At 62.3% G+C, this 23,188-nt stretch carries 22 protein-coding genes; 6 read left to right on the forward strand and 16 right to left on the reverse strand.

From position 1 onward, the window contains the following. The first annotated feature begins 44 nt into the window (after positions 1-44). Entirely contained in the window at positions 45-1,115 is a 1,071-nt protein-coding gene (locus ABWV89_RS15070; RefSeq protein WP_353398468.1) for an ABC transporter ATP-binding protein, read from the forward strand. 30 nt (positions 1,116-1,145) lie between these two features. Here the strand turns inward: ABWV89_RS15070 and ABWV89_RS15075 are convergent, their stop codons facing one another. The 10 genes from ABWV89_RS15075 to ABWV89_RS15120 all read right to left on the reverse strand — a co-directional run bounded on the left by ABWV89_RS15075 (position 1,146) and on the right by ABWV89_RS15120 (position 12,159). Further along, complete coding sequence (locus tag ABWV89_RS15075; RefSeq protein ID WP_353398470.1) at positions 1,146-2,576, reverse strand: sensor histidine kinase; 1,431 nt, start codon at positions 2,574-2,576, stop codon at positions 1,146-1,148. Between the two features lie 5 nt (positions 2,577-2,581). Further along, positions 2,582-3,292 carry a response regulator transcription factor gene (locus ABWV89_RS15080; RefSeq protein ID WP_353398473.1) on the reverse strand — a complete coding sequence of 237 codons (711 nt, stop codon included), beginning with the start codon at positions 3,290-3,292 and terminating at the stop codon, positions 2,582-2,584. Between the two features lie 54 nt (positions 3,293-3,346). After that, positions 3,347-4,264: a mechanosensitive ion channel family protein gene (locus ABWV89_RS15085; protein WP_353398476.1), complete on the reverse strand. Its 918-nt coding sequence runs from the start codon at positions 4,262-4,264 to the stop codon at positions 3,347-3,349. 135 nt (positions 4,265-4,399) lie between these two features. Further along, a complete protein-coding gene (gene otsA / locus ABWV89_RS15090; RefSeq protein ID WP_353398478.1) occupies positions 4,400-5,776 on the reverse strand; it encodes an alpha,alpha-trehalose-phosphate synthase (UDP-forming) in 1,377 nt (458 codons plus the stop codon). 65 nt (positions 5,777-5,841) lie between these two features. Then, the gene (locus ABWV89_RS15095; protein ID WP_353399277.1) at positions 5,842-7,623 is read right to left on the reverse strand and encodes a glycoside hydrolase family 15 protein; all 1,782 of its coding nucleotides are present in this window, start codon (positions 7,621-7,623) and stop codon (positions 5,842-5,844) included. Positions 7,624-7,688: 65 nt separating this feature from the next. Continuing rightward, positions 7,689-8,447, reverse strand: coding sequence for a trehalose-phosphatase (gene otsB, locus ABWV89_RS15100; RefSeq protein WP_353398481.1), 759 nt, complete (start codon positions 8,445-8,447; stop codon positions 7,689-7,691). A gap of 10 nt (positions 8,448-8,457) precedes the next feature. Then, a complete protein-coding gene (locus tag ABWV89_RS15105) occupies positions 8,458-9,771 on the reverse strand; it encodes a multifunctional CCA addition/repair protein (RefSeq protein WP_353398484.1) in 1,314 nt (437 codons plus the stop codon). Positions 9,772-9,873: 102 nt separating this feature from the next. After that, positions 9,874-10,563 (reverse strand): glutathione S-transferase family protein, encoded by a 690-nt coding sequence (locus ABWV89_RS15110; protein ID WP_353398487.1) that lies wholly within the window; start codon positions 10,561-10,563, stop codon positions 9,874-9,876. A gap of 170 nt (positions 10,564-10,733) precedes the next feature. Next, positions 10,734-11,672, reverse strand: coding sequence for a complex I NDUFA9 subunit family protein (locus ABWV89_RS15115; RefSeq protein ID WP_353398490.1), 939 nt, complete (start codon positions 11,670-11,672; stop codon positions 10,734-10,736). 73 nt (positions 11,673-11,745) lie between these two features. Then, the gene (locus ABWV89_RS15120) at positions 11,746-12,159 is read right to left on the reverse strand and encodes a metal-sensitive transcriptional regulator (RefSeq protein ID WP_353398493.1); all 414 of its coding nucleotides are present in this window, start codon (positions 12,157-12,159) and stop codon (positions 11,746-11,748) included. A gap of 339 nt (positions 12,160-12,498) precedes the next feature. Here ABWV89_RS15120 and ABWV89_RS15125 point away from each other — a divergent pair, with 339 nt between their 5' ends. Both ABWV89_RS15125 and ABWV89_RS15130 read left to right on the forward strand, forming a co-directional pair. Then, complete coding sequence (locus ABWV89_RS15125; RefSeq protein WP_353398496.1) at positions 12,499-13,077, forward strand: DUF302 domain-containing protein; 579 nt, start codon at positions 12,499-12,501, stop codon at positions 13,075-13,077. 71 nt (positions 13,078-13,148) lie between these two features. Then, complete coding sequence (locus tag ABWV89_RS15130; protein ID WP_353398499.1) at positions 13,149-14,456, forward strand: OmpP1/FadL family transporter; 1,308 nt, start codon at positions 13,149-13,151, stop codon at positions 14,454-14,456. 143 nt (positions 14,457-14,599) lie between these two features. Here the strand turns inward: ABWV89_RS15130 and ABWV89_RS15135 are convergent, their stop codons facing one another. After that, positions 14,600-16,552, reverse strand: a complete 1,953-nt coding sequence (locus ABWV89_RS15135; RefSeq protein WP_353398502.1) for a lytic transglycosylase domain-containing protein — start codon at positions 16,550-16,552, stop codon at positions 14,600-14,602. Between the two features lie 42 nt (positions 16,553-16,594). Here ABWV89_RS15135 and ABWV89_RS15140 point away from each other — a divergent pair, with 42 nt between their 5' ends. Further along, complete coding sequence (locus ABWV89_RS15140; RefSeq protein WP_353398505.1) at positions 16,595-17,245, forward strand: 5-formyltetrahydrofolate cyclo-ligase; 651 nt, start codon at positions 16,595-16,597, stop codon at positions 17,243-17,245. Between the two features lie 31 nt (positions 17,246-17,276). Here the strand turns inward: ABWV89_RS15140 and ABWV89_RS15145 are convergent, their stop codons facing one another. Together ABWV89_RS15145 and ABWV89_RS15150 are read right to left on the reverse strand one after the other, a co-directional pair. Beyond that, on the reverse strand, positions 17,277-18,194 hold the full coding sequence (locus ABWV89_RS15145; protein ID WP_353398508.1) for a DMT family transporter: 918 nt from the start codon (positions 18,192-18,194) through the stop codon (positions 17,277-17,279). A 76-nt stretch (positions 18,195-18,270) separates the two neighbouring features. Further along, complete coding sequence (locus ABWV89_RS15150) at positions 18,271-19,305, reverse strand: LysR substrate-binding domain-containing protein (RefSeq protein ID WP_353398511.1); 1,035 nt, start codon at positions 19,303-19,305, stop codon at positions 18,271-18,273. A 112-nt stretch (positions 19,306-19,417) separates the two neighbouring features. Here ABWV89_RS15150 and ABWV89_RS15155 point away from each other — a divergent pair, with 112 nt between their 5' ends. Beyond that, on the forward strand, positions 19,418-19,930 hold the full coding sequence (locus tag ABWV89_RS15155; RefSeq protein ID WP_353398514.1) for a DUF2917 domain-containing protein: 513 nt from the start codon (positions 19,418-19,420) through the stop codon (positions 19,928-19,930). An 18-nt stretch (positions 19,931-19,948) separates the two neighbouring features. On the opposite strand, the gene ABWV89_RS15160 is transcribed toward ABWV89_RS15155, so the two are convergent. After that, the gene (locus ABWV89_RS15160) at positions 19,949-20,416 is read right to left on the reverse strand and encodes a TfoX/Sxy family protein (protein WP_353398517.1); all 468 of its coding nucleotides are present in this window, start codon (positions 20,414-20,416) and stop codon (positions 19,949-19,951) included. Positions 20,417-20,605: 189 nt separating this feature from the next. Here ABWV89_RS15160 and ABWV89_RS15165 point away from each other — a divergent pair, with 189 nt between their 5' ends. After that, entirely contained in the window at positions 20,606-21,586 is a 981-nt protein-coding gene (locus tag ABWV89_RS15165) for an MBL fold metallo-hydrolase (protein ID WP_353398520.1), read from the forward strand. A gap of 90 nt (positions 21,587-21,676) precedes the next feature. On the opposite strand, the gene ABWV89_RS15170 is transcribed toward ABWV89_RS15165, so the two are convergent. Both ABWV89_RS15170 and ABWV89_RS15175 read right to left on the reverse strand, forming a co-directional pair. After that, entirely contained in the window at positions 21,677-22,150 is a 474-nt protein-coding gene (locus tag ABWV89_RS15170; RefSeq protein WP_353398523.1) for a PKD domain-containing protein, read from the reverse strand. A gap of 131 nt (positions 22,151-22,281) precedes the next feature. Continuing rightward, complete coding sequence (locus ABWV89_RS15175; protein WP_353398526.1) at positions 22,282-23,187, reverse strand: DUF6279 family lipoprotein; 906 nt, start codon at positions 23,185-23,187, stop codon at positions 22,282-22,284. Position 23,188 lies beyond the last annotated feature (1 nt).

Here is a 23,188-nt window from a genome sequence, read left to right on the forward strand (position 1 = left end):
CCGTTCGATACGACACCAAGAGTCCAACAAGACCCAGAACCACCATGGCCAGTTCACTCGAGATCAACGGCATCAACAAACGCTTCGGCAAAGGCGACAAGACGGTTGAAGTGCTCAAGCGCATCGACATCTCGGTCGATCCCGGCGAGTTTCTCATTCTGGTCGGACCCTCGGGCTGCGGCAAGTCAACGCTGCTCAACATCATTGCCGGCCTGGAGGAGCCCACGGAAGGTGAGCTGCGCATTGCGGGCAAAGACGTGCTGGGTGTGCCGCCGAAGGACCGCGACATTGCCATGGTGTTCCAGAGCTATGCGCTCTACCCGACCATGACAGTGGCGGACAACATCGGCTTCGCGCTGGAGATGCGCGGTGTGCCCAAGGTCGAGCGCGAAGCGCGTGTGCGCGAGGTCGCCCGCCTGATGCAGATGGAAGACTTGCTCGATCGCCGCCCCAGCCAGCTCTCGGGTGGTCAGCGCCAGCGTGTGGCGATGGGTCGGGCGTTGGCGCGCAAGCCCAAGCTGTTCCTGTTTGACGAGCCGCTGTCCAATCTGGATGCCAAGCTGCGGGTGGAGATGCGGGCAGAGATCAAGCGCCTGCATCAGGAGAGCGGCGTCACCAGCGTTTACGTGACGCACGACCAGGTGGAAGCTATGACCCTGGGCAGCCGCATCGCTGTGATGAAAGGTGGCGTGATTCAGCAGCTGGGTACGCCGGACGAAATCTACAACCAGCCGGTCAATACCTATGTGGCGGGGTTCATTGGCTCCCCTCCGATGAATGTGCTCAATGGGCATGTGGTGGAGGACGGCCAGTTTCTGCTCGACGGCAGCACGGTTCGACTGCCGTGCCCGATTGCGCACGATGGTCCAGTCCAATTGGGTTTGAGGCCAGAGCATTTGCGCATCAATACCGACAGCGATTGGCGTGGCGAGGTGCGGCTGGTGGAGCCCACTGGAGCGGATACCTATGTGGTGGTCACGACCGAGGCCGGGCAGGTGATCGTGCGCACGCCACCGCAACTGCCTGTGCATGAAGGTGACACCGTCGGCATCGAGGTCCATCTCGATCGCGCGCTTTGGTTCGATGCGCAGAGCGGCAACCGCATCGTCGACTAGGTACTCGACTTTCGTCTTTCGTGTTTCTTATCAAGGGCTCGTCGACGGGCCGTGTGGCTGAGCGCTGAATGGCGGGTTGGCCACCATGCCGGAGCGCAGCGACAGCGCCAGCGTGATGCGCAAACCGTGATCGCCGTGGCGCTCAATGGTGGCCTGGCCACCGTGACGTCGCGCGATTTCCTGAACGATGGACAGACCCAGCCCGCAACCGCCGGCCACCTGGCTGCCGCGCCAGAAGCGCTGAAAAGCCTGTGACAGTTCTTCGTCGGTCAAGCCGTTGCCGTCGTCCTCCACCATGAGCAGCACGGCGTCGCGGCTGCGTTTGACCCGCAGCGTGATTTGCGTGCCAGCAGGGCAGTATCGGGTAGCGTTGTCGATCAGGTTGCTCAGGGCTTCGCGGATTTGCAGCTTGTCACACTCGATGGTGACGCGGTCTTCGCCCTCGTAGCCGAGATCCATGTGGTGTGCCAGCACGCGTGGCGTCCATTCACGGGCCACGTCGCGGGTCAGGGCAGCAACGTCCACTCGCTGGCGGTTCACCTGCGATTCGCTGCGGGCCAGCGTGAGCAGCTGATGTACCAGGTGTGCGCTGCGTTCAGCGCCAGTGTGGACCTTTTTGAGGCGCTGTGTGAGGTCCGGGTCATTCTGGGCGGCAGACTGTGCCAGCTCGACCTGGCTGATGAGACCGGCCAGCGGAGTACGCAACTGGTGGGCCGCGTCGTTGATGAAGCGCTTTTCCTGATGCACGCTTCGCTGCACTTCGCCCAGCAACTGGTTGATGGCATCGACCAGCGCCTGTACCTCGCTGGGCGCCTGTGTCTCTTCGGTGGGGGCGATGGTCTCGACGGTGCGGTGTTCCAGTTGTCGTGTCAGGTTCTTCAAGGGGGCAAGGCCGCGCTGGATACCTGCGTACACGAGCATGCTGAGCAATGCGCCGAGCAAGAGAAGCGGCACCAGCATGTCGGCGACCAGTTCGCGTGTGATGCGTTGCTGCACGGCCAGGCTTTTGCCCACCTGGACACGAAGCAGATTGGGTGAGCTGTCGTCGCCGTAGCTCACATCCAGTGCCACCACCCTCTGCTGTGTGCCATCCACTTCCGTTTGGTACAGGTAGGGGGTGCCGATGCTGAGCATGGCATTGGGCTGAGGCATGACCTGATTGCCCAGCAGAAACTGCCCCGGTGGGGATGAGACCATGTAGCTCAGGCGGTCGTCGGGGTCTTGTTCGAGCACGTCCTGTGCCGCCTTGGGGAAATCGATCAACAGGCCCGAACCCACGGGCTTGACCTGCCGGGCCAGTGCCTTGACCGACTGGGTCAGGGATTGGTCGATGCCCTTTTCCGCATAGGACAGCGCCATCCGGTAGGCCAGCAGGCCACCGCCGGCCCACAGGACGAGTTGGGGCAGCAAGAGCCACAAGAGCAACTGGCGGCGCAATGAGGGGCGCGAGTCATGCTTCATCTGCCTCAGGCCTCGCGGCACTCAAGCATGTATCCCAGTCCGCGAATGTTGCGAATGCCATAACAGCTGTCGCCCAGTTTGCGTCGCAGGCGGTGTACATACACCTCAAGGGTGTTGGATGCCAGGACGCCGCCGTCGTCTGGTTCGGCCTGCCAGGCGGCGACCACATCTTCCCGGCTCACCACCCGGCCTTCATTGTCGAGCAGCAGCTTGAGCAGCGTCCACTCCCGCTGTGTGAGGTCGATGCTGGTTTTGTCGTCCAGCCAGGCACGGGGAACATGTGGGTCCATGCGCAAGACCGAGGGGCTGGCGTCTGCGGCCGGCGCCGGCTCTCCCTGCCCGTGTGCGGGCAGGCTGGCGCGCCTGAGCATGGATTGCACGCGGGCCGCCAGCTCGTAGATGTTGAATGGCTTGGTGAGGTAGTCGTCCGCGCCTGCGTTGAGCCCTTCGATGCGGTCATCCACCCCGTCGCGTGCAGTGAGGATCAGAACGGGCAGCGCCGGCTGTGTGGTGCGCAGTCCGCGCAGCAAGGTCAGGCCATCGATCTTGGGCAGGCCCAGGTCCAGCACCACGCCGTCAAAGGCCACAGCCTGCAGCAACGCCTGGGCGCGCTCGCCGTCTTCTGCAGCCGTCGTGCGATGGCCGGCCTGAATCAGCTGTGCGCTCAGACCGTCGCGCAGCAGTTCGTCGTCCTCCACGATGAGCAGATGTGCCATGGCGACAGATTATCAACCATCACCAGCCCTCGCAGTACCGGGTATTACCGGGGATCAGGCAGCCCTGTTCGGGCCATCCTGGGCCACATGGAAGTAGGGCGCCTTGCCCTCGCGATCTTCTCCGGCGTAGAGCGTCATGTGCGGGAACGGAATCTCGATGCCCTTGGCATCGAACGCATATTTCAGGCGCCGCAAGTATTCGCGCCGGATGCCCCATTGCTCCAGCGGCTGGCAGCGGAAGCGACAACGGATCACGACGGCTGAGTCTCCCCAGCTGTCCACGCCAGCCACATCCAGCTCGTCCAGGATGCGGGTCGTGTATTCGGGGTCTTGCTTGAGCTGGCTGGCCGTCTGGCGCATGACCTCGATGCAGGTGTCGATGTCTTCGCGGTAGCCCACTCCGATGTCCATGACGGCATAGGAATAGCCGCGGCTCATGTTGACCACGGAAGTGATGGTGCCGTTGGGCACGAAGTGCACATTGCCTTCGTAGTCCCGCAATTGCACGTAGCGCAGCGTGATGCCTTCGACCAGACCTGAATGATCGCCCAGCTGCACCACATCGCCCTGGAGGATCTGGTTTTCCAGCAGCAGGAAAAAGCCGGTGAAGTAGTCTTTGACCAGACTTTGCGCACCAAAGCCGACGGCGAGACCCACCACACCGGCGGCACCCAGAATGGGCGCGACCGAGATGCCCAGCTCGGAGAGGATCAGCATGATGGCAATCAGGCTGACCACGACCGAGACGATGTAGCGGAACACCCGGCCAAGCGTCTCGGCCCGTTTGCCGAACTCGCGGTCATCGACGCGGGCTGCGATGCGTTCTCGCACTCCGCGGATCACACGGTTGAGTACGATGACCAGTATCCAGGAGACGATGATGATGCCCACGATGCGCGTGGCGTGTATGGCCACGGCGTCGAGTTCGCTCCACCATGCGGTGAACTGTGAAATGAGGTCTTCTTTGTTCAAGGTGATTTCTCTCTGAATCGAGTCGCACAGAAGCCTGAGCCGGCTTCAGTGGGGCAGGCACGCCCCGGCGGTCATTCTGCCGATCCTACAGCCTGCTTGTGCTGGCTCCACACACGTGGACCTTCGCGCCAGGTCTCAGCGGCTGGCGTTGAGATCGGCCAGATAGGTCTGGCTCCACCAATGAACGTCTTGTGCCTTCATGCGCTGCATCAGCGCAGAGTGCCTCTCCAGGCGCTCTGGCAGGCCCATCTGCAAGGCGCGCTGAATGGTCTCCGCCATCTGGGCGGTGTCGTACGGGTTGACCTGCAGGGCCTCGTCCAGCTGCTCCGCTGCGCCCGCGAAGCGGGAGAGCACCAGCACGCCGGGGTCTTTTTCATTCTGGGCGACCACATATTCCTTGGCGACCAGATTCATTCCATCGCGCAACGGCGTCACCAGACCGACGGAGCCGGACCGATACAGGCCGGGCAGGCGTTTGCGTGCCACCGACCGGTGGATGTAGCGCACAGGCGTCCAGTCGAGCTCGCCAAAATCGCCATTGATGGAGCCGGTCAGGGACTCCAGGCGCTGCCGTAGCAGGTCGTAGGCTTCGACGGATTCCCGGCTGGGGGAGGCGATCTGCACCAGCGTGGTGGCGCCCCGGTTTTCCGGATAGCTCTCCAGCAATTGTCGGAATGCGTACAGCCGGTGCCGCAGGCCTTTGGAATAGTCCAGCCGCTCCACGCCAACCAGCAGCTTGCGCTGGCCGTAGGTTTTCTGCATCTGGTCGTACATTTCCAGGGCGTCTTTGCCCTTGGCCAGAGTCTGAAATTCGTCGACATCAATGCCAATCGGGAAGGCTTTGGCGCGTACTTGCGCGCCGGACGCTTCGACGATGTCGTCAGGGCCATAGCTGCCCTTGAGCTCTGTTTCTGCGTAGTGGCGGAAATGGGTCACATCAGCCTGGCTCTGGAAGCCCACCAGGTCATAGGCAAAGAGCGATCTCATCAGCCAGTCGTGTTGCGGAATGGCTGCCATGATCAGGGGCGGCGGCAGAGGAATGTGCAGAAAGAACCCCATGCGTTGCTGGCAGCCCATGGCGCGCAGCTCGGCCGCCAGCGGGATGAGGTGGTAGTCGTGTACCCAGATGATGTCGTCGGGCTTCAGCAGTGCCTTGAGCTTGTGGGCGAAGAGCTTGTTGACGCGGCGATAGCCGGAGAGATCGTTGGTGCTGAAGTCCGCAAGGTCGAGTCTGTAGTGAAAGACTGGCCACAGCACGCCGTTGCTGTGATTGAGGTAGTAGCTGTCGTAGTCTTCGCGGCACAGGTCGACCGTGGCCAGTTGCACCTTGCCCGCCTGGCTCGTATGCAGCTCACCTTCGCCCGGGGTGCCGTCTTCCCGGATCTTGCCGCTCCATCCAAACCACAGGCCGCCCGTCGTCTCAAGTGCCTGCCCCACCGCTACGGCGAGACCGCCGGCGGCGGATTTTCGGGGATCGGCGATTCGATTGGATACGACGACGAGTCGACTCATGTGGTGGGCTTTCTGTTGGAGGTCTTCGGGGGTGTGCTTGCGATCGGATCAGGTTGATATCGGGTTCAGATGACGGTATCCCATTGGGCCGACAGGCGAACGGCTGCGTTGATGATGCCGACCATGGAGTAGGTCTGCGGGTAGTTGCCCCACATCTCGCCTGTTTCGGCATGGGTGTCTTCGGAGAGCAAGCCCAGCGCATTTCGTGCCTGCAGCATGGTCTCGAAGATGGCCCGAGCTTCTTCCACACGGCCGATGCGGGCCAGGGCATCAATTCGCCAGAACGTGCAGATATTGAAGGCCACTTCCGGTTTGCCGAAGTCATCTGCGGCTTCGTACCTGCGCATGAAGGGGCCGTCGCACAGGGCTTTCTCCAGCGCTTCCACGGTAGAGACAAAGCGCGGGTCCATGGGGTCGATGAAACCCACTTCGGCCATCAGCAGCACGCTGGCGTCGAGTTCATTGCCGCCAAAGCTCTCTGCAAAGGACTGGCGTTCTTCACTCCAGGATTCCCGCAGAATGCGCTCGCGCATGCCTTTGGCCTTTTCGTGCCAGAAGGTCATGCGTTCTGGTTTGCCCAGGGTGTGAGCGATCTTGGCCAGGCGGTCGCATGCCGCCCAGCACATCAAGGCCGACGAAGTGTGGATGCGTGAACGGGTGCGCAACTCCCACATCCCGGCGTCCGGTTTGTCGAACACCTTGATCGCCTGCATGCCGACAGCTTCCAGGCGTTCAAACTCGGCCGGCCCGGAAGGGTGCATCAGTCGCTTGTCGTGGAAAGCCTGTGCCGCGGCCAGGACGATATTGCCGTAGACGTCGTGTTGAAAGTGTTCGTGCGCCTGGTTGCCCACCCGCACTGGCCCCATGTTGCGATAGCCGGGCAGGTTATCGCACAGGCTTTCGGGCAGGTCCTTCTCCAGGCCGACGCCAAACAGGGGCTGAACATGGCCGCCGTGGCTGCCTTCGACTGCATTGGACAGAAAGTCCAGGTAGTCCTCCATGGTGCCGACTTCGGCCAGCGAGTTGAGCGCCCGCACGACAAAGAATGCATCACGCAGCCAGCAATAGCGGTAGTCCCAGTTGCGCTCGGTGTTGGGCGCCTCCGGAATACTGGTGGTCATGGCGGCCACGATGGCTCCCGTGTCTTCGAAGACGGACATCTTGAGAGTGATGGCGGCGCGGATCACGGCATCCTGCCACTCCAGTGGCAAGGCAAGACGTTGCGTCCAGCGGCGCCAGTAGTTGCAGGTTTCCTGCTCGAAGAGGCGTGCGGTTTCGTCAATGCCGCCTTGCAGGGTTTCGTCGGGGCCCAGCAGAAAGTTCAGCGGACGGGTGAGCAGGAACGGCTGGCTCGTCAGCACGTGGGTAAGCGATGCGTCGGTCTGCAGCCGCAGGGTGAGTCCATCGGCGACAAAGCGAATGTGGTTGCTGCCGGAAGTGACCTCTGGCTTGACCTTTCCCCATTCGAAGCGCGGCTTGATATGCACCCGGATGCGCGGTGTGCCACTGATGGGGGTCACCCGTCTGACCAGAGTCGTTGGCCTGAAAAAGCGTCCCCTGGAGTGAAAGCGCGGCGCGAAATCGGTGACCAGGATGCGCTGGCCGTCCTGGTCCCACAGTTCAGTCTTGAGGATGGCGGTGTTGGGTTCGTAGTATTGCCGGCTACCGGCCATGTTCTCCAGTTCGATGGCCCAGGATGCGTCGGCATCTTCGGCATCGAGCAGCGAGTGAAAGACCGGGTCGCCGTCAAACCGGGGCAGGCAGCTCCAGACCACGCGTGCGGTGGGATCGATCAGGGCACTGATGCTGCAGTTGCCCACCATGCCCAGATTGAGCGTCGATTCCATCGGGGGTGAGAACCGGTCACCCTTGGCTGTGGCCTGGCCATGTGAGTCGTGATCGGGTTGGATGCTCATCGCTGTTCCTCGTCCTCTTCCTGTTCCAGTCGGTCGGCCTGGCGTCGCAGCCATTGGCGCAGGGCTTCGGGTGATGTCAGTCGGTGTTGCGCTGCAGTCGGCCCATCGCCCACTTTGATGGCTACCCCTCCTTCAAGCTGCACCACCTCGAATCCGGCTTCATCGGTGACATCGTCACCGGCAAAGACGGGGCGGCGGCCCGAGAAAGGCGGCGCAGCCATGAATGCCTCGATCGCCTTGCCCTTGCCTATGTGGGCCGACTTGACTTCCAGTACAGCCTTGCCGTGCAGCAGTTGCAACTGGCTGTCCTGGCGGACGGCCTCGGTCATGATCTGGGTGCAGGCCTGCTGCAGCTCCGGTGCCTGACGGTAATGCAAGGACACCCCGGAGGCTTTCTGTTCCACCACCAGCCCCGGATGCCTGTCGGCCATTGTTTGTGCAGCTGCCCTCACGGCGTCGAGTCTGGGCTCTGGCCGCCGGGTGAGTTCTCCGCCCGCATGTCGCTGGGCAGCGCCATGCTCATAGGCGCCGGGCAGTGACAATGGGTGGAGGAATTGTTCAATCTCGGTGTGTACCCTGCCGGTGATGATGGCCACGGCACCGCTCAGCGCATGGTGCAGGCGCTCAAGCACCGGCAACAGATCGGGGTCCACCTGAACCGCGTCAGGGCGCGGCGCGATGTCGGCAAGGGTGCCGTCAAAGTCCAGGAACAGTGCGGACGATCGGTCCAGCACCGGATCCATGTTCTGATTCACGTCTTCAACCTTATCTGGGTTCGTTTCTTTCTGCTTTCGTCGGCAGCGTCTCTTGTGTCTGCAAGAGCGCTTGTACGGCCTTGGATCTGGCCGCATGAATCAGGTTAGCAATTTGCGGGCCTGCCAAGCCTTTTCGGGCCGCCTGGCTTGCTACGGCTGCTGTTTCCACCCCGAGCGCGGCCTCCAGCACAGACATGAGGCGAGCGGTTTGAGGGTACGGTTTGTCCTCATGGCCGAGCCGGCCCCGAGCGTCGCATTCACAGGCCTGAAGCACCCATTCAAAGCGTTGTTGCCGGCGAATGGCATCGCACCGTTCGAGCAGTCTGAGCAATGGCGCCGCGTGAAGCGCTTCGCTGCGATGGATGTTGCCGTGCTCACGCGCCACCACCTCGGCCAGCTCTCTGCATTCGCGTGGTACGCGCCACCGGTCACTGACGTCGTGCAGCAAGTCCACGCTGCGCACTTCGTGGCCGATATGGCGAGGCAGGACGTCAGCCGGTGTGGTGCCCTTTCCCAGGTCGTGGCAAAGGCAGGCAAACCGGACCGGAAGAGAGCTCCCCAGGCCAGCGGCCATGTCCAGCACCATCATCACATGCACACCGGTGTCGATTTCGGGGTGATATTCCGCGCGCTGGGGTACACCCCAGAGCCGGTTCACTTCCGGCAGCAGGCGCTCAAGTGCGCCGCACTCGCGGAGCACTTCAAACATCCGGCTTGGCTTTTGCTCCATGAGCCCGCGAGAAAGCTCTTGCCAGACACGCTCGGCCACAAGGTGATCGACTTCTCCGTGGGCCACCATCCGACGCATGAGTGTCATGGTCTCGGGGGCCACGCTGAAGCTCGCAAAACGGGCTGCAAATCGCGCCAGCCGGAGAATTCGCACCGGATCTTCGGCGAACGCTTCTGTCACGTGTCGAAGCTGCTGGTGCTGCAAGTCCTGCAAGCCGCCGTAAGGGTCAATGATGTCTTCTGGCAGGAAGTCGTCTGCCCGGTCGGCTGCGACGGCCATGGCGTTGATGGTCAGGTCACGGCGTGCCAGGTCGTCTTCGAGGGTGACGCCAGGGTCGGCATGAAACGCAAAGCCGTGGTAGCCGGGAGCCGTCTTGCGCTCGGTGCGCGCGAGGGCGTACTCGTCCTTGGTCTGCGGATGCAGAAAGACAGGAAAGTCCTTGCCCACTGGCAGGAACCCCTGAGCTGCCATTGCTTCGGGGGTTGCACCAACCACGACCCAGTCCCGGTCGACGTGCGATGGGTGAGCGGGAGAGGCCGCCAGGCGGGTGAGAAGGGCGTCTCGGACAGCGCCCCCGACCAGATAGGTTTGCATGACACCAAGTGTAGACGCAGCGGCTGTGGGTCAGCTGCAGCGGGGCATGCGGAGCCGGGCAGGCGAGTCCTGCCCGGGCTCGGGAAATGGCTGGGAGGCCGCTCAGTCGGGGCTTGCCCTGTAAGGCTCGTCCTCGGCCACGAAATCGTGCTCTTTCAGTGCGTCCCTGACCCATGCCTGCACACCGGGCAGCGCCATCACGCGGTCCATGTAGGCACGAATCTCCGGCTCTACAGGCAGGGCGTAGGTGACCAGGCGCGAGACCACGGGAGCAAAGAAAGCGTCCGCCACCGAGAACTCGCCAAACAGCATCGGTCCGCCATGCGCTTTGAGTGCGTCACCCCATATGGTGTGCAGGCGCTGGACTTCGGAGCGCACCGCTGCCTGGTCACGCCAGATGACCCGGCCCACCTGGCTCAGATCGGCTTCGATGTTCATGTGGCAATGGCTGCGCAGGCCACTGAATCCGCTGTGCATTTCGGCGCACAGACTGCGTGCGCGTGCACGCGCTGCCTTGTCGGCGGGCCAAAGGGATTTCTCCGGAAACTGCTCGGCCAGGTATTCGGCGATGGCCAAGGTGTCCCAGATCACCAGATCGCCATCGGTGAGCACGGGCACTTTGCCCAATGCCGAAATCTTCTGAATGGACTGCTTGAAGTCCGACCCTGGCTGAAAAGAGTCGAAGCGCAGCATGACTTCCTGGAATTCGATGCCGGCCTGCTTGAGCAACACCCAGGGGCGCATGGACCAGGTCGAGTAGTTTTTATTGCCGATATAGAGCGTCAGTGCCATGGGTTGGATTCTCCGGGGCGGGTTGTGAAATACATACCAAGAAAGCAGCGCCGGTTCGGACACGTGCCATACGGCTGAATGCTAGCGCGGCCGGGGCTACCCATTGTTGCTGTTCGAGGATGCAATTGATGTGCCAGATGCAATAACCGCCGTTGCGTCAGCGACATGGCTCAGCGTTGGCGACGCTGTTGTGCCTTGTCCGGGCCTGAACCGAGATAGCTGGTGGCCAAGGCGCGAATGGAGGCCGGGACGATTCCCAGGGCGAGCAGCCCCGGGTGCTCGCCGGTGGCGACGTTGGGGCGCTTCATGGCGTCGAGGTTGTCTCTGCTCATCAATGGTGTGCCCGGCAGTTGCTCCATCACCCAGGCCTGCATCCGGCCCGCAAATGCTGGGATGCCGAAAACCGGTCGTCTGTGGCCGCTGGCGGCTCCGGCAAAGCGGACAATCTCCGCCAGCGACATGTCATCCGGGCCGGCGCATTCGTATACCTTGCCAATGGTGGACGGCTGTTGCAGTGCCGCTACTGCCGCGCTGGCAACGTCTTCCACCCATACCGGCTGAAACCTGGCCTGGGCTGAGGCCAGAGGCACGAACGGCAGCCACTTCTGCATGGCGGCAAACAGGTTGAGAAAGCTGTCTTCGGCGCCAAAGATCACACTGGGTCGCAAGACGGTGAGATCCAGACCGGCTTCAGCGAGCGCACTTTCCCCCCTGGCTTTTGTCTTCTGGTACAGGGCAGGGCCTTCGGGCGAGACACCCAGGGCGCTGACATGGATCACCCGGCGCACGCCGGTGGCCTGACAAGCCTGGGCCAGTTTGCCCGGCAGTGCGACATGCACTTTTTCGAAAGCCGGCTCGGAGCCGTGAAGAATGGCGATCAGCTGAATGACGGCGTCATGACCCCTGACCAGCTGCTCGAGCGTTGCGGCGTCATGCACATCGGCTTCAAGCGTGGTGAGGCCGGGCAGGTGCTGGATGTGCCGGGCCTGCGCCACACGGCGCGTGGGGACGGTGACGTGCCACCCCTCGCGGCACAGCTTCTCGCACACATGCCGGCCGACAAATCCCGTGCCTCCCATGACCAGTGCGGATCGGTTTGGCTTGTCCATGGTGCTTTGCCGTGTTGTGAGTGCTGTTGTCGTCCGGAAGGTGGCCGGTGTTCAAAGGCAGAGCGAAGTCGACTCAGGCGTACTTTTCAAGAATGCGGGTAGAGCGCTCCACCTCGCGGCGTGCATCACCTTCGGAGTCCGTCAGGGCCACGGCTTCCATGACCGTGCAGGCCATCATGCGGTAGAACGTCTTGTCCATGGCCTTTCGGGCGGCCGACATCTGCTGCGCCACGTCTTCACAGCTTCGCCCGGACTCCACCATGTCGATCAGCCCCCGGACCTGGCCTTCAATCCGCTTGAGCCGGTTCACCACATCCCTCTGCGTCTCGGAGTGGACGTCGGAGACGGCGTCAGCCGGTCTGGCCGGCGCTGGTGCTGCGCCTGCCGCCTTGGCGCTCTTTCTGGCGGCGGGCTTCCTGGTGGGGGCCTGCAACGATCCCTTGGTGCCGGATGGACGGGTGGCTTTGGTCTTGTGGGTGGTGGTCATGGTCGTTGGCGAAGAGCTGAAAAACGGCCTGCGTGCAGACCTGCGAGAACCCCAGTTTGCCAAAAATTTTGCCTTGCGTCCTTTGTGTCATCCCAAGGGTGCAACGCCGGGTGCATGGCACCAATGCAGTCACCTTGCCTGCAAATGTTTTCATTACCCTACCCCCTAGGGTAGTCACCAATGACGGAGCAGTGGGGCTCCGATACCGTTGCGGGGTAGGTCGAGCCATAGCGGCCGACATTCTCGCGAGCTCGATGCAAAGAGCGGCCGGGTCATCTTTTTCCGGCTGCTCACGGACAACTGTCGAGCGCGCTTCCGTCAACGAAAGAGGAGTTCTGCATGCACATTTTCAAACGTCTCACCAAACTGGTGGCCATGGCCTTGGCCGCTGCCCTGATCACCGGTTGCGGCACTGTGAGCACCATCGGAAAGCTCGAAGACGGCGCGGGTGCAGAAGCCTCCAAGATGTGGGATCGCTGGATCGAAGGCGATGGCGACATTGCTGTGGCGACCACCTGGGAACGCAAAGTCAAGCCCGGCCTGACGCCCAAGGATGTCGAGGACATCATCCGCCTGGTCGCCATCGAGAAGAACATGCGCGAAGTGGGCGTGCTGCCTCTTTCCAAGGAGCTCGAAGCACGCTCGGGGAAGAAGGAGAAGTTCCTGACTGTCTACTCCTATTGCAGTCCGGCCACGGCACGGAAGATGGTGGACTTCAGCCCGCACATGGCTGCCTACCTCCCCTGCCGGATCAGCGTCGTCGAGCATGACGACGGAAGCCTGTGGATGTACACGCTGAACATGGACATGATGGTCAAGATGGGTCGCAAGCTGCCTTCGCCGCTGAAGGAAGAGGCCTGGGCCGTGCGTGAAGCCATCTGGGCCATGATGGAACGCGCCTCCAAGGGCGAGTTCTGATCCGCTGCATCGCATACCCCCTGGCGGTATAGGCCTCCAGGGATAAACACATCACAACGAGGAGACAAGCGATGCTGACGCAAACGAACCAACGCGGACTGTCCGCACTGAAGATGGCTGCCGTGGCAGCCGCCGTGATCGCACCAATGGGGGCTGCACATGCCACCAACGGATACTTCCCGCACGGCTATGGAATCAAGGCCAAGGGCATGGGAGGCGCCAGCCTCGCCATGGCGCAGGATACGTTTGCCGGTGCCAACAACCCTGCCCAGGCGGCCTTTGCCGGCAACCGGGTGGAAGTCGGGCTGGAGTTCTTCAGTCCGAAGCGCGAAATGAGCCGCAGCTTTGGTGGCATGACTCTCGGTACGGTCAAGAGCGACAAGGAACTCTTCTATGTGCCCGAGATGGGCTTCAACACCAGCCTCTCCGACGAGCTGGCGGTGGGAGTTACCGTCTATGGCAATGGCGGCATGAACACCTCCTACCCGGGTGGCACGACGGATTGCACCGCCTTTGGCGGCATGGCAGGCAGCAACGCCATGTGTGGCATGGGCGGTCTGGGGGTCGACCTGATGCAGCTGATCGTGGCGCCCACTGTGGCCTACAAGTTCACGCCCGAGCATTCGGTGGGTGTGAGCCCTCTGTTCGTCTATCAGATGTTCTCTGCCTCCGGCCTGCAGATGTTCCAGATGACACCCGGAGCGTCGACAGACCCGCAGAACCTGACCAACAACGGACATGACAGCAGCACGGGACTGGGTGTGCGGCTGGGTTATATGGGAAAGCTCACGGACGAGTTGTCGGTGGGGGCTTCCTACTCGCCCAAAGTCAGCATGAGCCGCTTCAAGGACTATGCAGGCCTGTTTGCAGACAGGGGCAAGTTCGACATTCCCGAGAACATGGGCGTGGGCCTGGCGTTTCAGGCCACACCCAACTTGCAGCTGGCGCTGGATTACAACCGCATCAACTACAGCAAGATTCCGGCCATTGGCAACCCTGCCGGCTTCAACATGGGCGCGCAAAATGGTGGCGGATTCGGCTGGAAGGATGTGAATGTCTTCAAGCTCGGCGCACAGTGGCAGATGAACGAAGGTACGACACTGCGTGTGGGCTACAACCGTGGCGACAACCCGGTGACGGGCAACAACATCACGCCCAACATCCTTGCGCCAGGCGTGATGAAGGAGCACTACACCCTTGGCGGCACCCACAAGATCAACCAGTCGTCCGAGCTGAGCTGGCACTTCATGTACGCCCCCAGTGTGACGGTCAAGGGGCCCTCCATGTTCAATGGCTTGATGGGTTCAGGCACTGCCATCCAGGAGTCGGTCAAGATGCGTCAGATGTCGCTGGGCATCCAGTGGGGCATGACCTTCTGACTTTCCGTTTCGCAGCCAGCCGTTAGTTGTCAGCTGTCACGACACCATTCATCTGGGACCTCGTCGTCTCTTTGGCCACCCGATCCGTTCAGGATCCGGTGGCCAATTTTTTGCCTTTGCTCACTGGAACGGCATGAAAGGCATCAAGGCAGGTCGCGGTCGATCTGAGGGGCTGCTTCGTTGCGTGGGCCCACCTTGCCCAGTCGCGCACGAAGCGATTGGGGCTTGCCTGTGAGGATGGCGGCGTAGGACGTGGTGTTGGCCAGCACGTGGCGCACATAGTCACGTGTCTCGTCAAAGGAAATGTTCTCCACCCAGACATCGCCATCGAGCAACGCGCCATTGCGCCAGACCCGGGGACGCCGGGGACCTGCGTTGTAGCCGGCGGCAGCGAGTGGCAAGGAGCCTTCGAAGTCGTCCAGCACCAGTTTGAGGTAGGCCGTTCCGATGATCAGGTTGGTGTCAAACGAGTTGAGCTCGCTTTGGCGAAAGTCCTCCATACCGATCTTCTTGGCGGTCCAGCGGGCGGTGGCGGGCATCACCTGCATCAGGCCGGAAGCCCCCACGCTTGAGCGAGCCGCGGTCACAAACCGGCTCTCCTGCCGGATGAGGCCATACACATAGGCAGGGGGAAGGTCGATGGCGTCCGCGCGCTTGATCACAGCGCTGCGCTGGGGAAGAGGAAAGCGTTGGGCGAAGTCCTGCTCTAGGACGGTGTAGCGGCTGGTGTTGATGCAGCGGTCCCAAATCTCGCGGCGGCAGGCCAGATCGGCTGCGGCCAGCAATTCACGGTCGTTCATGCCGCCCGGGGTGGCCAGGCGAACGCTGTAGTGCCACTCGCGCACCCCTTCGCTGCGAAAGCCCATGTCCATGGCAGTCAGCGCGCGCTGCAAACCCGGGTGGCGCTCGGCTGTGGAGCGTTCAAGCTCTGTCAACGGAGCAGGGGCGGGCGGAACGGTCACGGTCAGGCCCAGCGCTTCCGTGGACAGCTGCTCATAAAAGCCTTCGCTGCCGGCAACCGACGCATACAGATGCTGCGCGACCAGCTTGGCCGCCTCTGCATCGGGCTGTGCCAGCGCCTCGATCGCACGTGCCCGCCAGTAGACCCATACGGGAGACTCGCGCACCGACGCCGGCAGTGCGTTGATGCTGCTCTGTACCTGCTGCCAGTTCTGGTTGCGCAGCGCCGAGCGAATCTTCCATTCCAGGTGATCTGTCGACATATGGCCCGGTGCGGATTTGCCAAACCAGTCCAGCGCTTCTGGCTGGCCGCGCTTGGCGCTCCACTTGGCCGCCACTGCCCAGGCCCACTGGAGCTGAGGCTCTGTGAGCTGGCTGCGCCAGCGCAGCTTCTGCAGCTGGTCAATGGCCGCGTCGTTGTCACGGGCAGCGAGCCTGACCAGCGCCAGCGTCACCATCTCCTTGGTCTCGGCACGCAGCGCGGTCAGTTTGCCGTCGAGGTATTTTTCCGGATCGTCGCCGATGGCTCCGACTTCTACTGTCTGGTCGGGGTGCAGCAGTCCGATCGCCTGTGTGACGGCGTCATACTGACGAGCCTCCATGGCCAGTCTCGCACGGACCCAGACGTCTTCGGCGGAAAGCAGTTTGCGCTGCAGGAAATAGCCGGCGGCCATGCCGCAGCCCTCGTCCTTGTCGCTTTGTGCATGCCAGAGGTCACGCACCTCGTCGGCCGCCGCATCGCCATCGGTCTCGCCACGCTGGTGTTCGAGCATGAGCGCATAGCAGCGGACCTGCGGATCGTCGTTCATGCGGAACTCAGGCAGCTCGGCGAGAAAATGGGTCCAGTCCTGCCGTCTTCCCAGCTCCAGCAACCAGTCGTTGCGCAAGCGGTCCTGCCAGTACGTGCCCGGGTGCCGGTCAAGCACTGCCCGCACCTGCTCCTGCGTTGCACTCTGCAGCTTCAGCCGTGCCGCCCAGTAGTCGGCCAGAGATGCAAGCGGGTGGTCCCGTACGAGATCCAGGCGCTGCTCGATGGCGGCAACATCCTGGCGATAGTACGCTTTGCGCATCTCCGTGAGGGCTTCTTGCGCAGATTCCTTGGCATGGGCCACACTGCCGACGACGAACGCGGCCATAATGGTTGCCAGTTTGATGCTCACCAATTTCATACGCAGATTATGAACAACAAGGACAAGGGTTCCGGCGACAGCGCGTCATCTGCCTCTTCATCAAAAGGTGATGGCCCCAAGGGGGAGTGGCGAAAGCGCTTGATCGAGAAGCGGCAAGGTCTGGCCGACAGGGCTTTGCGCAACGACTTGTTGCAGCGTGTGATGCGCGTCTGGCTGATCAGCAGGCCGGACACGGTGATTGGCGCCTACTGGCCCATCAAGGGCGAGTTCGATCCGCTTCCTGCCTTGTTTCGCTGGCAGGAAGCCGGTCTGGAGGAAGACGCACAAAGCGCCGCGCGCAACCGCCGCATCGGTTTGCCTGTGGTCAACAAGATTGACAAGACCCTCACCTTCTACAGCTGGTACCCGGGCTGCCCGATGGAGGAAGACGCCTTCGGCATTCCCAAGCCCAAGGACACCGAAGTTGTCGAGCCCACTCTCATCTTTGTGCCCTGTGTCGGTTTCGGCCCGGGCGGCTATCGGCTTGGGTACGGTGGTGGCTTTTACGACCGCACTCTGGCCAGCCTCCGGCCCAAGCCGTTCACAGTGGGCCTGGCTTACGACTTTGGCTACGTTCCGGACCTTGAACCCGAAATTCACGACGTGCCACTGGACGCCATCCTGGCCGACACAGGCGTGATGTGGCCGGAGCGGCGCTGACGCTGGCGAACGGGCGCCTGAGCCCTCTGCCTCAAGGGTGATCCGGGTTTGCATGCGAGCGCGCAATGCGTTGCTCGTGCCGGATCAGATAGACGCCGCTGGCCACAATGATGGCAGCACCCAACCAGGTGTAACCGTCCGGCAATGCCTGCCAGATCACCCAGTCCAGCCCCACACCCCAGGCCAGGGCGGAATACTCGAAAGGCGCCACTGCCGATGCCTTGCCGTGGCGGAAAGCGTCGGTGATGCTCAGCTGCCCCAGAAACCCGGTGATGGCCAGGCCCGTGAGAAGCCATCCATGCGCCGGCTTCACGGGCACCCAGGTCGGGTACGCCAGCAGGCCGCCCAGGAGCGATATGCAGGCCAGGGTGACCAGAACCATGCTCTCGCTGCTGTCCGTACGCCCCACCAGACGCGCTGTCACGGCTGAGATGGCGTAGCAGGTCGCGGCGCCAAGCACGGCCAGTCCCGCCATGAGTGCCGGCACATCGCTCAGCGCGGACGGCCCGGGTCTCAGGGCGACCATCACACCCAGAAAACCCACACCGATGATCCACCAATGGGTGGCGGGCACCGCTTCCTTGAGGATGAGCACCGAAAAGACGGTGACCAGCAATGGCGCCACAAAGAACAGGGTGTACGCAGTGGAAAGCGGTAAGGTCTGCAGCGCGTAGGTAAACAGGAACAGCATGGGCACACCGATGGCGCCGCGCATGATCTGCAGCGGCCACCGGATGCGGCGCATCTGTTGCCACTGGCCACGCCAGGTGATCCACGCCACGATCAGCGGCAGTGCGACGATTCCGCGCAGCGCTGCGATCTGAATGAACGGGTAGCTGGCGGTGAGCTCCTTGAGCACGGCATCCATCAGCGAAAACCACAGCATGGCCGAGAGCATGGCAACGATGCCGCGTGTATTGCCGGTCAGGGACGCAGGAAATGCAGTCATGCGGATGCAGGATGGAACAAGGCAGAAAGAAGCGAAAAAGCGAAGGTGCGAAGAAGCAAAGAAGAAAGCGGTGACGTCAGTCGATGTGGTCGACAGTGTCCGGATCAGGGACATCGCCAATGGCTTCACGCGTCAAGCCTGCCTGGGTCCGCATCCAGTCGCAAAACGCCTTGACTTCGGGGCGTTGCAGGCTGCGCTGGGTCGGGATCATCCAGTAGGCCAGCGGGGAGTTCACGCGGGTGTGTGGCAGTGGCTCTATCAGGTCGCCGTTGGCAAGGCTCTCTGCCACCAGCGGCAGGCGTGCCAGCGCCATGCCTTGCCCGGTCAGGGCTGCCTGAACAATCTGGTGGGCGTAGTTGAGGTAGAGCCACCGCTTGGGCGACAACTTGCTCTTGCTGCGCTGGCGGCTGCCCTTGCCAGCCGTTTTGTCGGCATCCTTGTCTGAGGCAAACTCGTCGATCCAACGCTGCCATGAAAGCCACTCCAGCACGCGAGTGCGGTACGCATCTCCGGCCTCAATGAGGGTGACCTTGGCCAGGTCTTCCACTTTCTCGATCGCGGTTTCGCGCAACAACCAGGGACTGGCCACCGGGGTCAGTTGCTCGCCAAACAAGCGCACCGCTCCTTGGGGGACATTCTCCGGAATGGTGTAACGCAAAGCCACATCCACGTCGGCCGTGGCCAGATCCACTGCCGAATCGGAGGCGTCGATGCGCAGATCGATGTCGGGGTGCTCCCGCTGGAACATCTCGAGCCTGGGGATCAGCCACATGGACGCAAAAGATGCCCAGGTGGTGATGGCAACGCTTCGTCTGCCCGCGCTTTGCCGAATCTGGTTGACCGCTGTATCCACCCGCTCCAGCGACCAGCCCACGGCACGCAGCAGCAGCACACCGGCTGACGTGAGCTCGACTGACCGGGTGTGCCTGAGAAACAGTGGCGAACCCACCTCGTCTTCCAGTGACTGGATTTGCCGGCTGACGGCGCTTTGCGTCAGGGCCAGCTCTTCGGCAGCGGCCCGGAAGTTCAGATGGCGGGCAACTGCTTCAAACGCGCGCAAGTGGCCCGCGCCGATGGGGCGGGTGCGTGGGTGGTAGTTGGGCAGGCTCATGGCTGGAAATCAATTGATGCATGAATTGAATCAAATGTGCTCACCGTTTTCATTGGACGGTATAGCGCCGTAGACCGATGATACGCCTACACCAAGACAAAAGGAGTTCATCATGTTGTCACAATTCATGCACGGTCAGTATCAGATTGATGCGATTTCGGCATCAAAGTCCATCACGCCCACCGGCTGGAAGGTCATGCCGGGTCACACCATCCACCTGCGTCCGTCCATGGCCGGACAACTCCGGGTTCGCCATGGCGTTGCCTGGGTCACCGTCTCCGGTCGCAAGCTGGGCCAGCCTCTGCCTTCAGACCAGTTCCTGGCTGCCGGTGATTTGCTGGATGTCCCGGCGGGTGCCAGTGTGGTCGCTGAGGCCATGGTGGTCGCAGGTCGCGGCAGCGAAGCCATGGTGTTCGACTGGGAAAACAAGGTGGCTCGCCGCACTTCCCCGTCCGGCTCACGGCTTCAGCGCGAAGTGGTGACCCCCGCCCGCGATTTTGTCGGTGCGCTCGGTGATGCAGGCATGGCGCTGATGAGCCTGGTCGCAGGTGTGGTGGGGCTGGTCGACTGGATCTGGCCTGACAGCGGCAGAAGCCGCCATCCCCTCGAAATGAACCAGCCTTGAGAGTAACAAAGGCAGTCCCTAGCGCGCCGCCTTCTCCTTGCCCGTGGTCTTCTTTGGGGGCGCCTGCTTGTCAGGCGCCTTTTCGCGTGTGCTCGTCCTGGCATTTGCCACGGTCTTGCGCTTCCTGGCTGCCGGCTTGGCCCGTGCGGCTACCGCTGCTTCCAGGGCCAACCGCGCCCAGGGCAGCATCAGGGCGGGCGATTCCATGGCTTCTTCAGGCGCGGTGTAGTAGTTCATGGAGAGCACCCTGTTGTCCTTGGTCTCGTACACAAAGCGCTGGCAGCCAGCAGCCAGCCATCGCGTTTCTGTGTCCTCGTTGCCCTTCAGGTACAGCACATCGCGCGAAATCACGGCCAGCGTCATGCCGTCTATCGACAGGCTCCAGCCGCCAAACATGCGTTTGGCCGCGCAGGGGCCCAGGCCACTGAGCAATTCGCGGGCGTGCTCTACAAAAGGGTCGGTACGGGGTGCTGTTCGGGTTGCCATGCCCGCACAATAGACGAACACCTGCGAACCGTCCACAGGTGTTTTGCGCCACACACCGACAGCTGCGTAAGGGTATTGAAATTCCTTATTAGGAAATGGATTACGTTTAGGTAAAATTTGGTGATGGGTCTTGCCGGTGACGCTGGCGAGGCTTTTACAACGCATTTCCCACATGAACCGGAGACCTGCATGAGCAAAGCCTTCGCGTCCCAGGCAGACCTGGACGACAAGAACATCACTTTCGAGCAACTCAGCGAGCACTGCTGGGCCTATACCGCTGAAGGCGACCCGAACTCCGGCGTCATCATCGGCGAGAAGTACATCCTGGTCAGCGACACCACCGCCACGCCGGCCATGGCCCAGGACCTGATTGCCAAGATCCGCACCGTCTCGGACAAGCCCATCAAATATGTGCTGCTCACGCACTACCACGCCGTTCGCGTGCTCGGTGCCAGCGCTTATGTGGCTGAGGGTGCCACCGAGGTCATCGCCAGCCGCGGCACTTATGAGCTGATTGAAGAGCGCGGCGCGCAGGACATGAAGAGCGAGATGGAGCGCTTTCCGCGCCTTTTCCGTGGCGCAGAGACCGTGCCCGGCCTGACCTGGCCGACCATGGTGGTGGGCGACGGCAAGCCCGGCCGCCAGGGTTCATTGGAAATCGATCTGGGTGGCGTGAAAGTGCAGATCTGGCATCCGGGCCCGGGCCACACCAAGGGCGACACCATCGCCTGGGTGGAAAGCGAGAAGGTGCTCTACAGCGGTGACCTAGTCGAGTACGAAGCCGGCGTTTACACCGGTGACGCCCAGCTCGAAGAGTGGCCCGCCACCCTGGACGCGCTGCGCGACCTCAAGCCCGAGTACATCGTGCCGGGCCGGGGCGAAGCCATGAAGGGCAATGACAACGTCAACAAGGCGCTGGACTACACCAAGCGCTGGGTCACGACCCTGTTCCAGGCCGGCAAGGATGCAGTGGCTGGCAACATGGACCTCAAGGCTGCCATGGCGCATGCCCGCAAGAGCATGGATCCTGTCTTTGGCCATGTGTTCATTTACGAGCACTGCCTTCCGTTCGACGTGACCCGCGCTTTCGATGAGGCGTCCGGCATCAAGCACCCCCGTATCTGGACCGCCGAGCGCGACAAGGAAATGTGGGACGCGCTGCAAGGCTGACCGGCTCAAGCGCCGCGCTGTATCACGGCACAAAAAAAGCCCCGCACTGGCGGGGCTTTTTCGTGGCTTCGTCGGCTCAGTGGATCGGACTCACTTGGGCAGCACCAGATCGTCCTGATCATCGCTGGTATCAGTGTCGTCTTCCGAGTCCATCGAGTCGTCGTCAGACGTGGATGTGTCGTCGTTGGAGCTGTCGGTTGAGCTGCCCGTCGTGGACGACGAACCGATGCGCACCGTGATGTTCTCGGATGCCGAGCCTTCGCGACCCGCGGTGTCGGTCACCGTGAGCGTGACGCGGTAGCTTCCGGCCGAGGTGTAGGTGTGGGTCACCGTGGAGCCACGGGCGGTGGCGCCATCGCCAAAGCTCCAGCGATACGTCTTGACCGTGTTGTCAGACGGGTAGTTCGACAGAATCGTCTCCGTGCCGTCAAAGGACACGGGCTCATTCGCATAGACCGTGGTGGGTGAGTAGGTGATGACGGGGATCGGTTCGCAGGCTGCGAGCAAGACCAGCACGCATGCGGCCGCTAGCCAACGCCAGGCGTTCACAACAATGGACTTCATGGAGCGGGCCTCTCCTGTAGTGGCATTCATCGCACCTAGTTTAGCAAGCGGGGGTGTGGCCAAGCCCCGAATTTGACCGGTATTTGACCGTCTGTCGTGCGATCGGGACACCAGGGCGCTGCATCGGCCCTTCAATCCCGTGGCAGGAAGTCCCGAAGTGACATTTCGTAAGACTGAAGCACCTGGACGCCGTGCTGGCGTTGCTCGGCGCTGGCATGGCGATGCACTTGCGCAAACTGCTCGCACCCTTGCCGGATCAAGGTGTTGGCGTAGGCCTGATAGCCCGGTGTGGGCGAGTGCCAGGCCTGTGCGAACCACTGGCGCAACAGGCTGACCGCCTGGGCCTCGCCGTCCGGAGTGCGTGGCAGTGCCATGACCTGCCGAAACACGTCGCGCAGTGCCTCCTGCCGGCGCACTCTTTCATCGTAGGAGCGCTGTGCATCAAAAGACGAGCGCAAAACCTCTTCCTTGAGCGTCCGGGTCTGTTGCGCGTTGAGTGGTCCGTAGAGGCGTTCGTACCGTTCAGTCAGGCGCTCCAGGTGCCGCTCGGCACGCTCTTTGGCGCTGCCTTGTAGCGTCCGCTCGGCGTATTCCTCATTGCTGCGCGCCTGGTGTTTCTTCAGGTGGGCGATCTGGGCTGGCGTCAGCGTCTGCACCAGCCGGGCCAGGGCGGGGCTGATGTGTGTGGTGAAACCTTCCATGGCGCCTCGCACCTGGGCAAACTCCGCGCAGGCTTGAGTGGCATCCAGATCGGACATCGCCATGGTTTGCCACCGGTCCAGCGTCCCGAGGTAGCGGGGCAGCTCCTGGCGGCGATGCCACTCGTAAATGGTGTCCAGCTCGCGGCGCACCTGAGTGCTCTGGGCATCGTTGAGGTCCAGCTGCGCATCCAGCCACCAGTACAGCGCCGTGGTGCTTTGGCGGTAGGCCAGCCCGACAGCACTGCAGGCCACCAGCAGTGTTGCTGTGGCGAACAGCACCAGAGAGCGGGCAGCGGCTTGCCAGCCGGGGATAATGCAGGGCAGTACACGTAGCATG

Origin of the sequence: Hydrogenophaga sp. 5NK40-0174, from assembly GCF_040372165.1 — a bacterium.
Taxonomy (GTDB): domain Bacteria; phylum Pseudomonadota; class Gammaproteobacteria; order Burkholderiales; family Burkholderiaceae_C; genus Hydrogenophaga.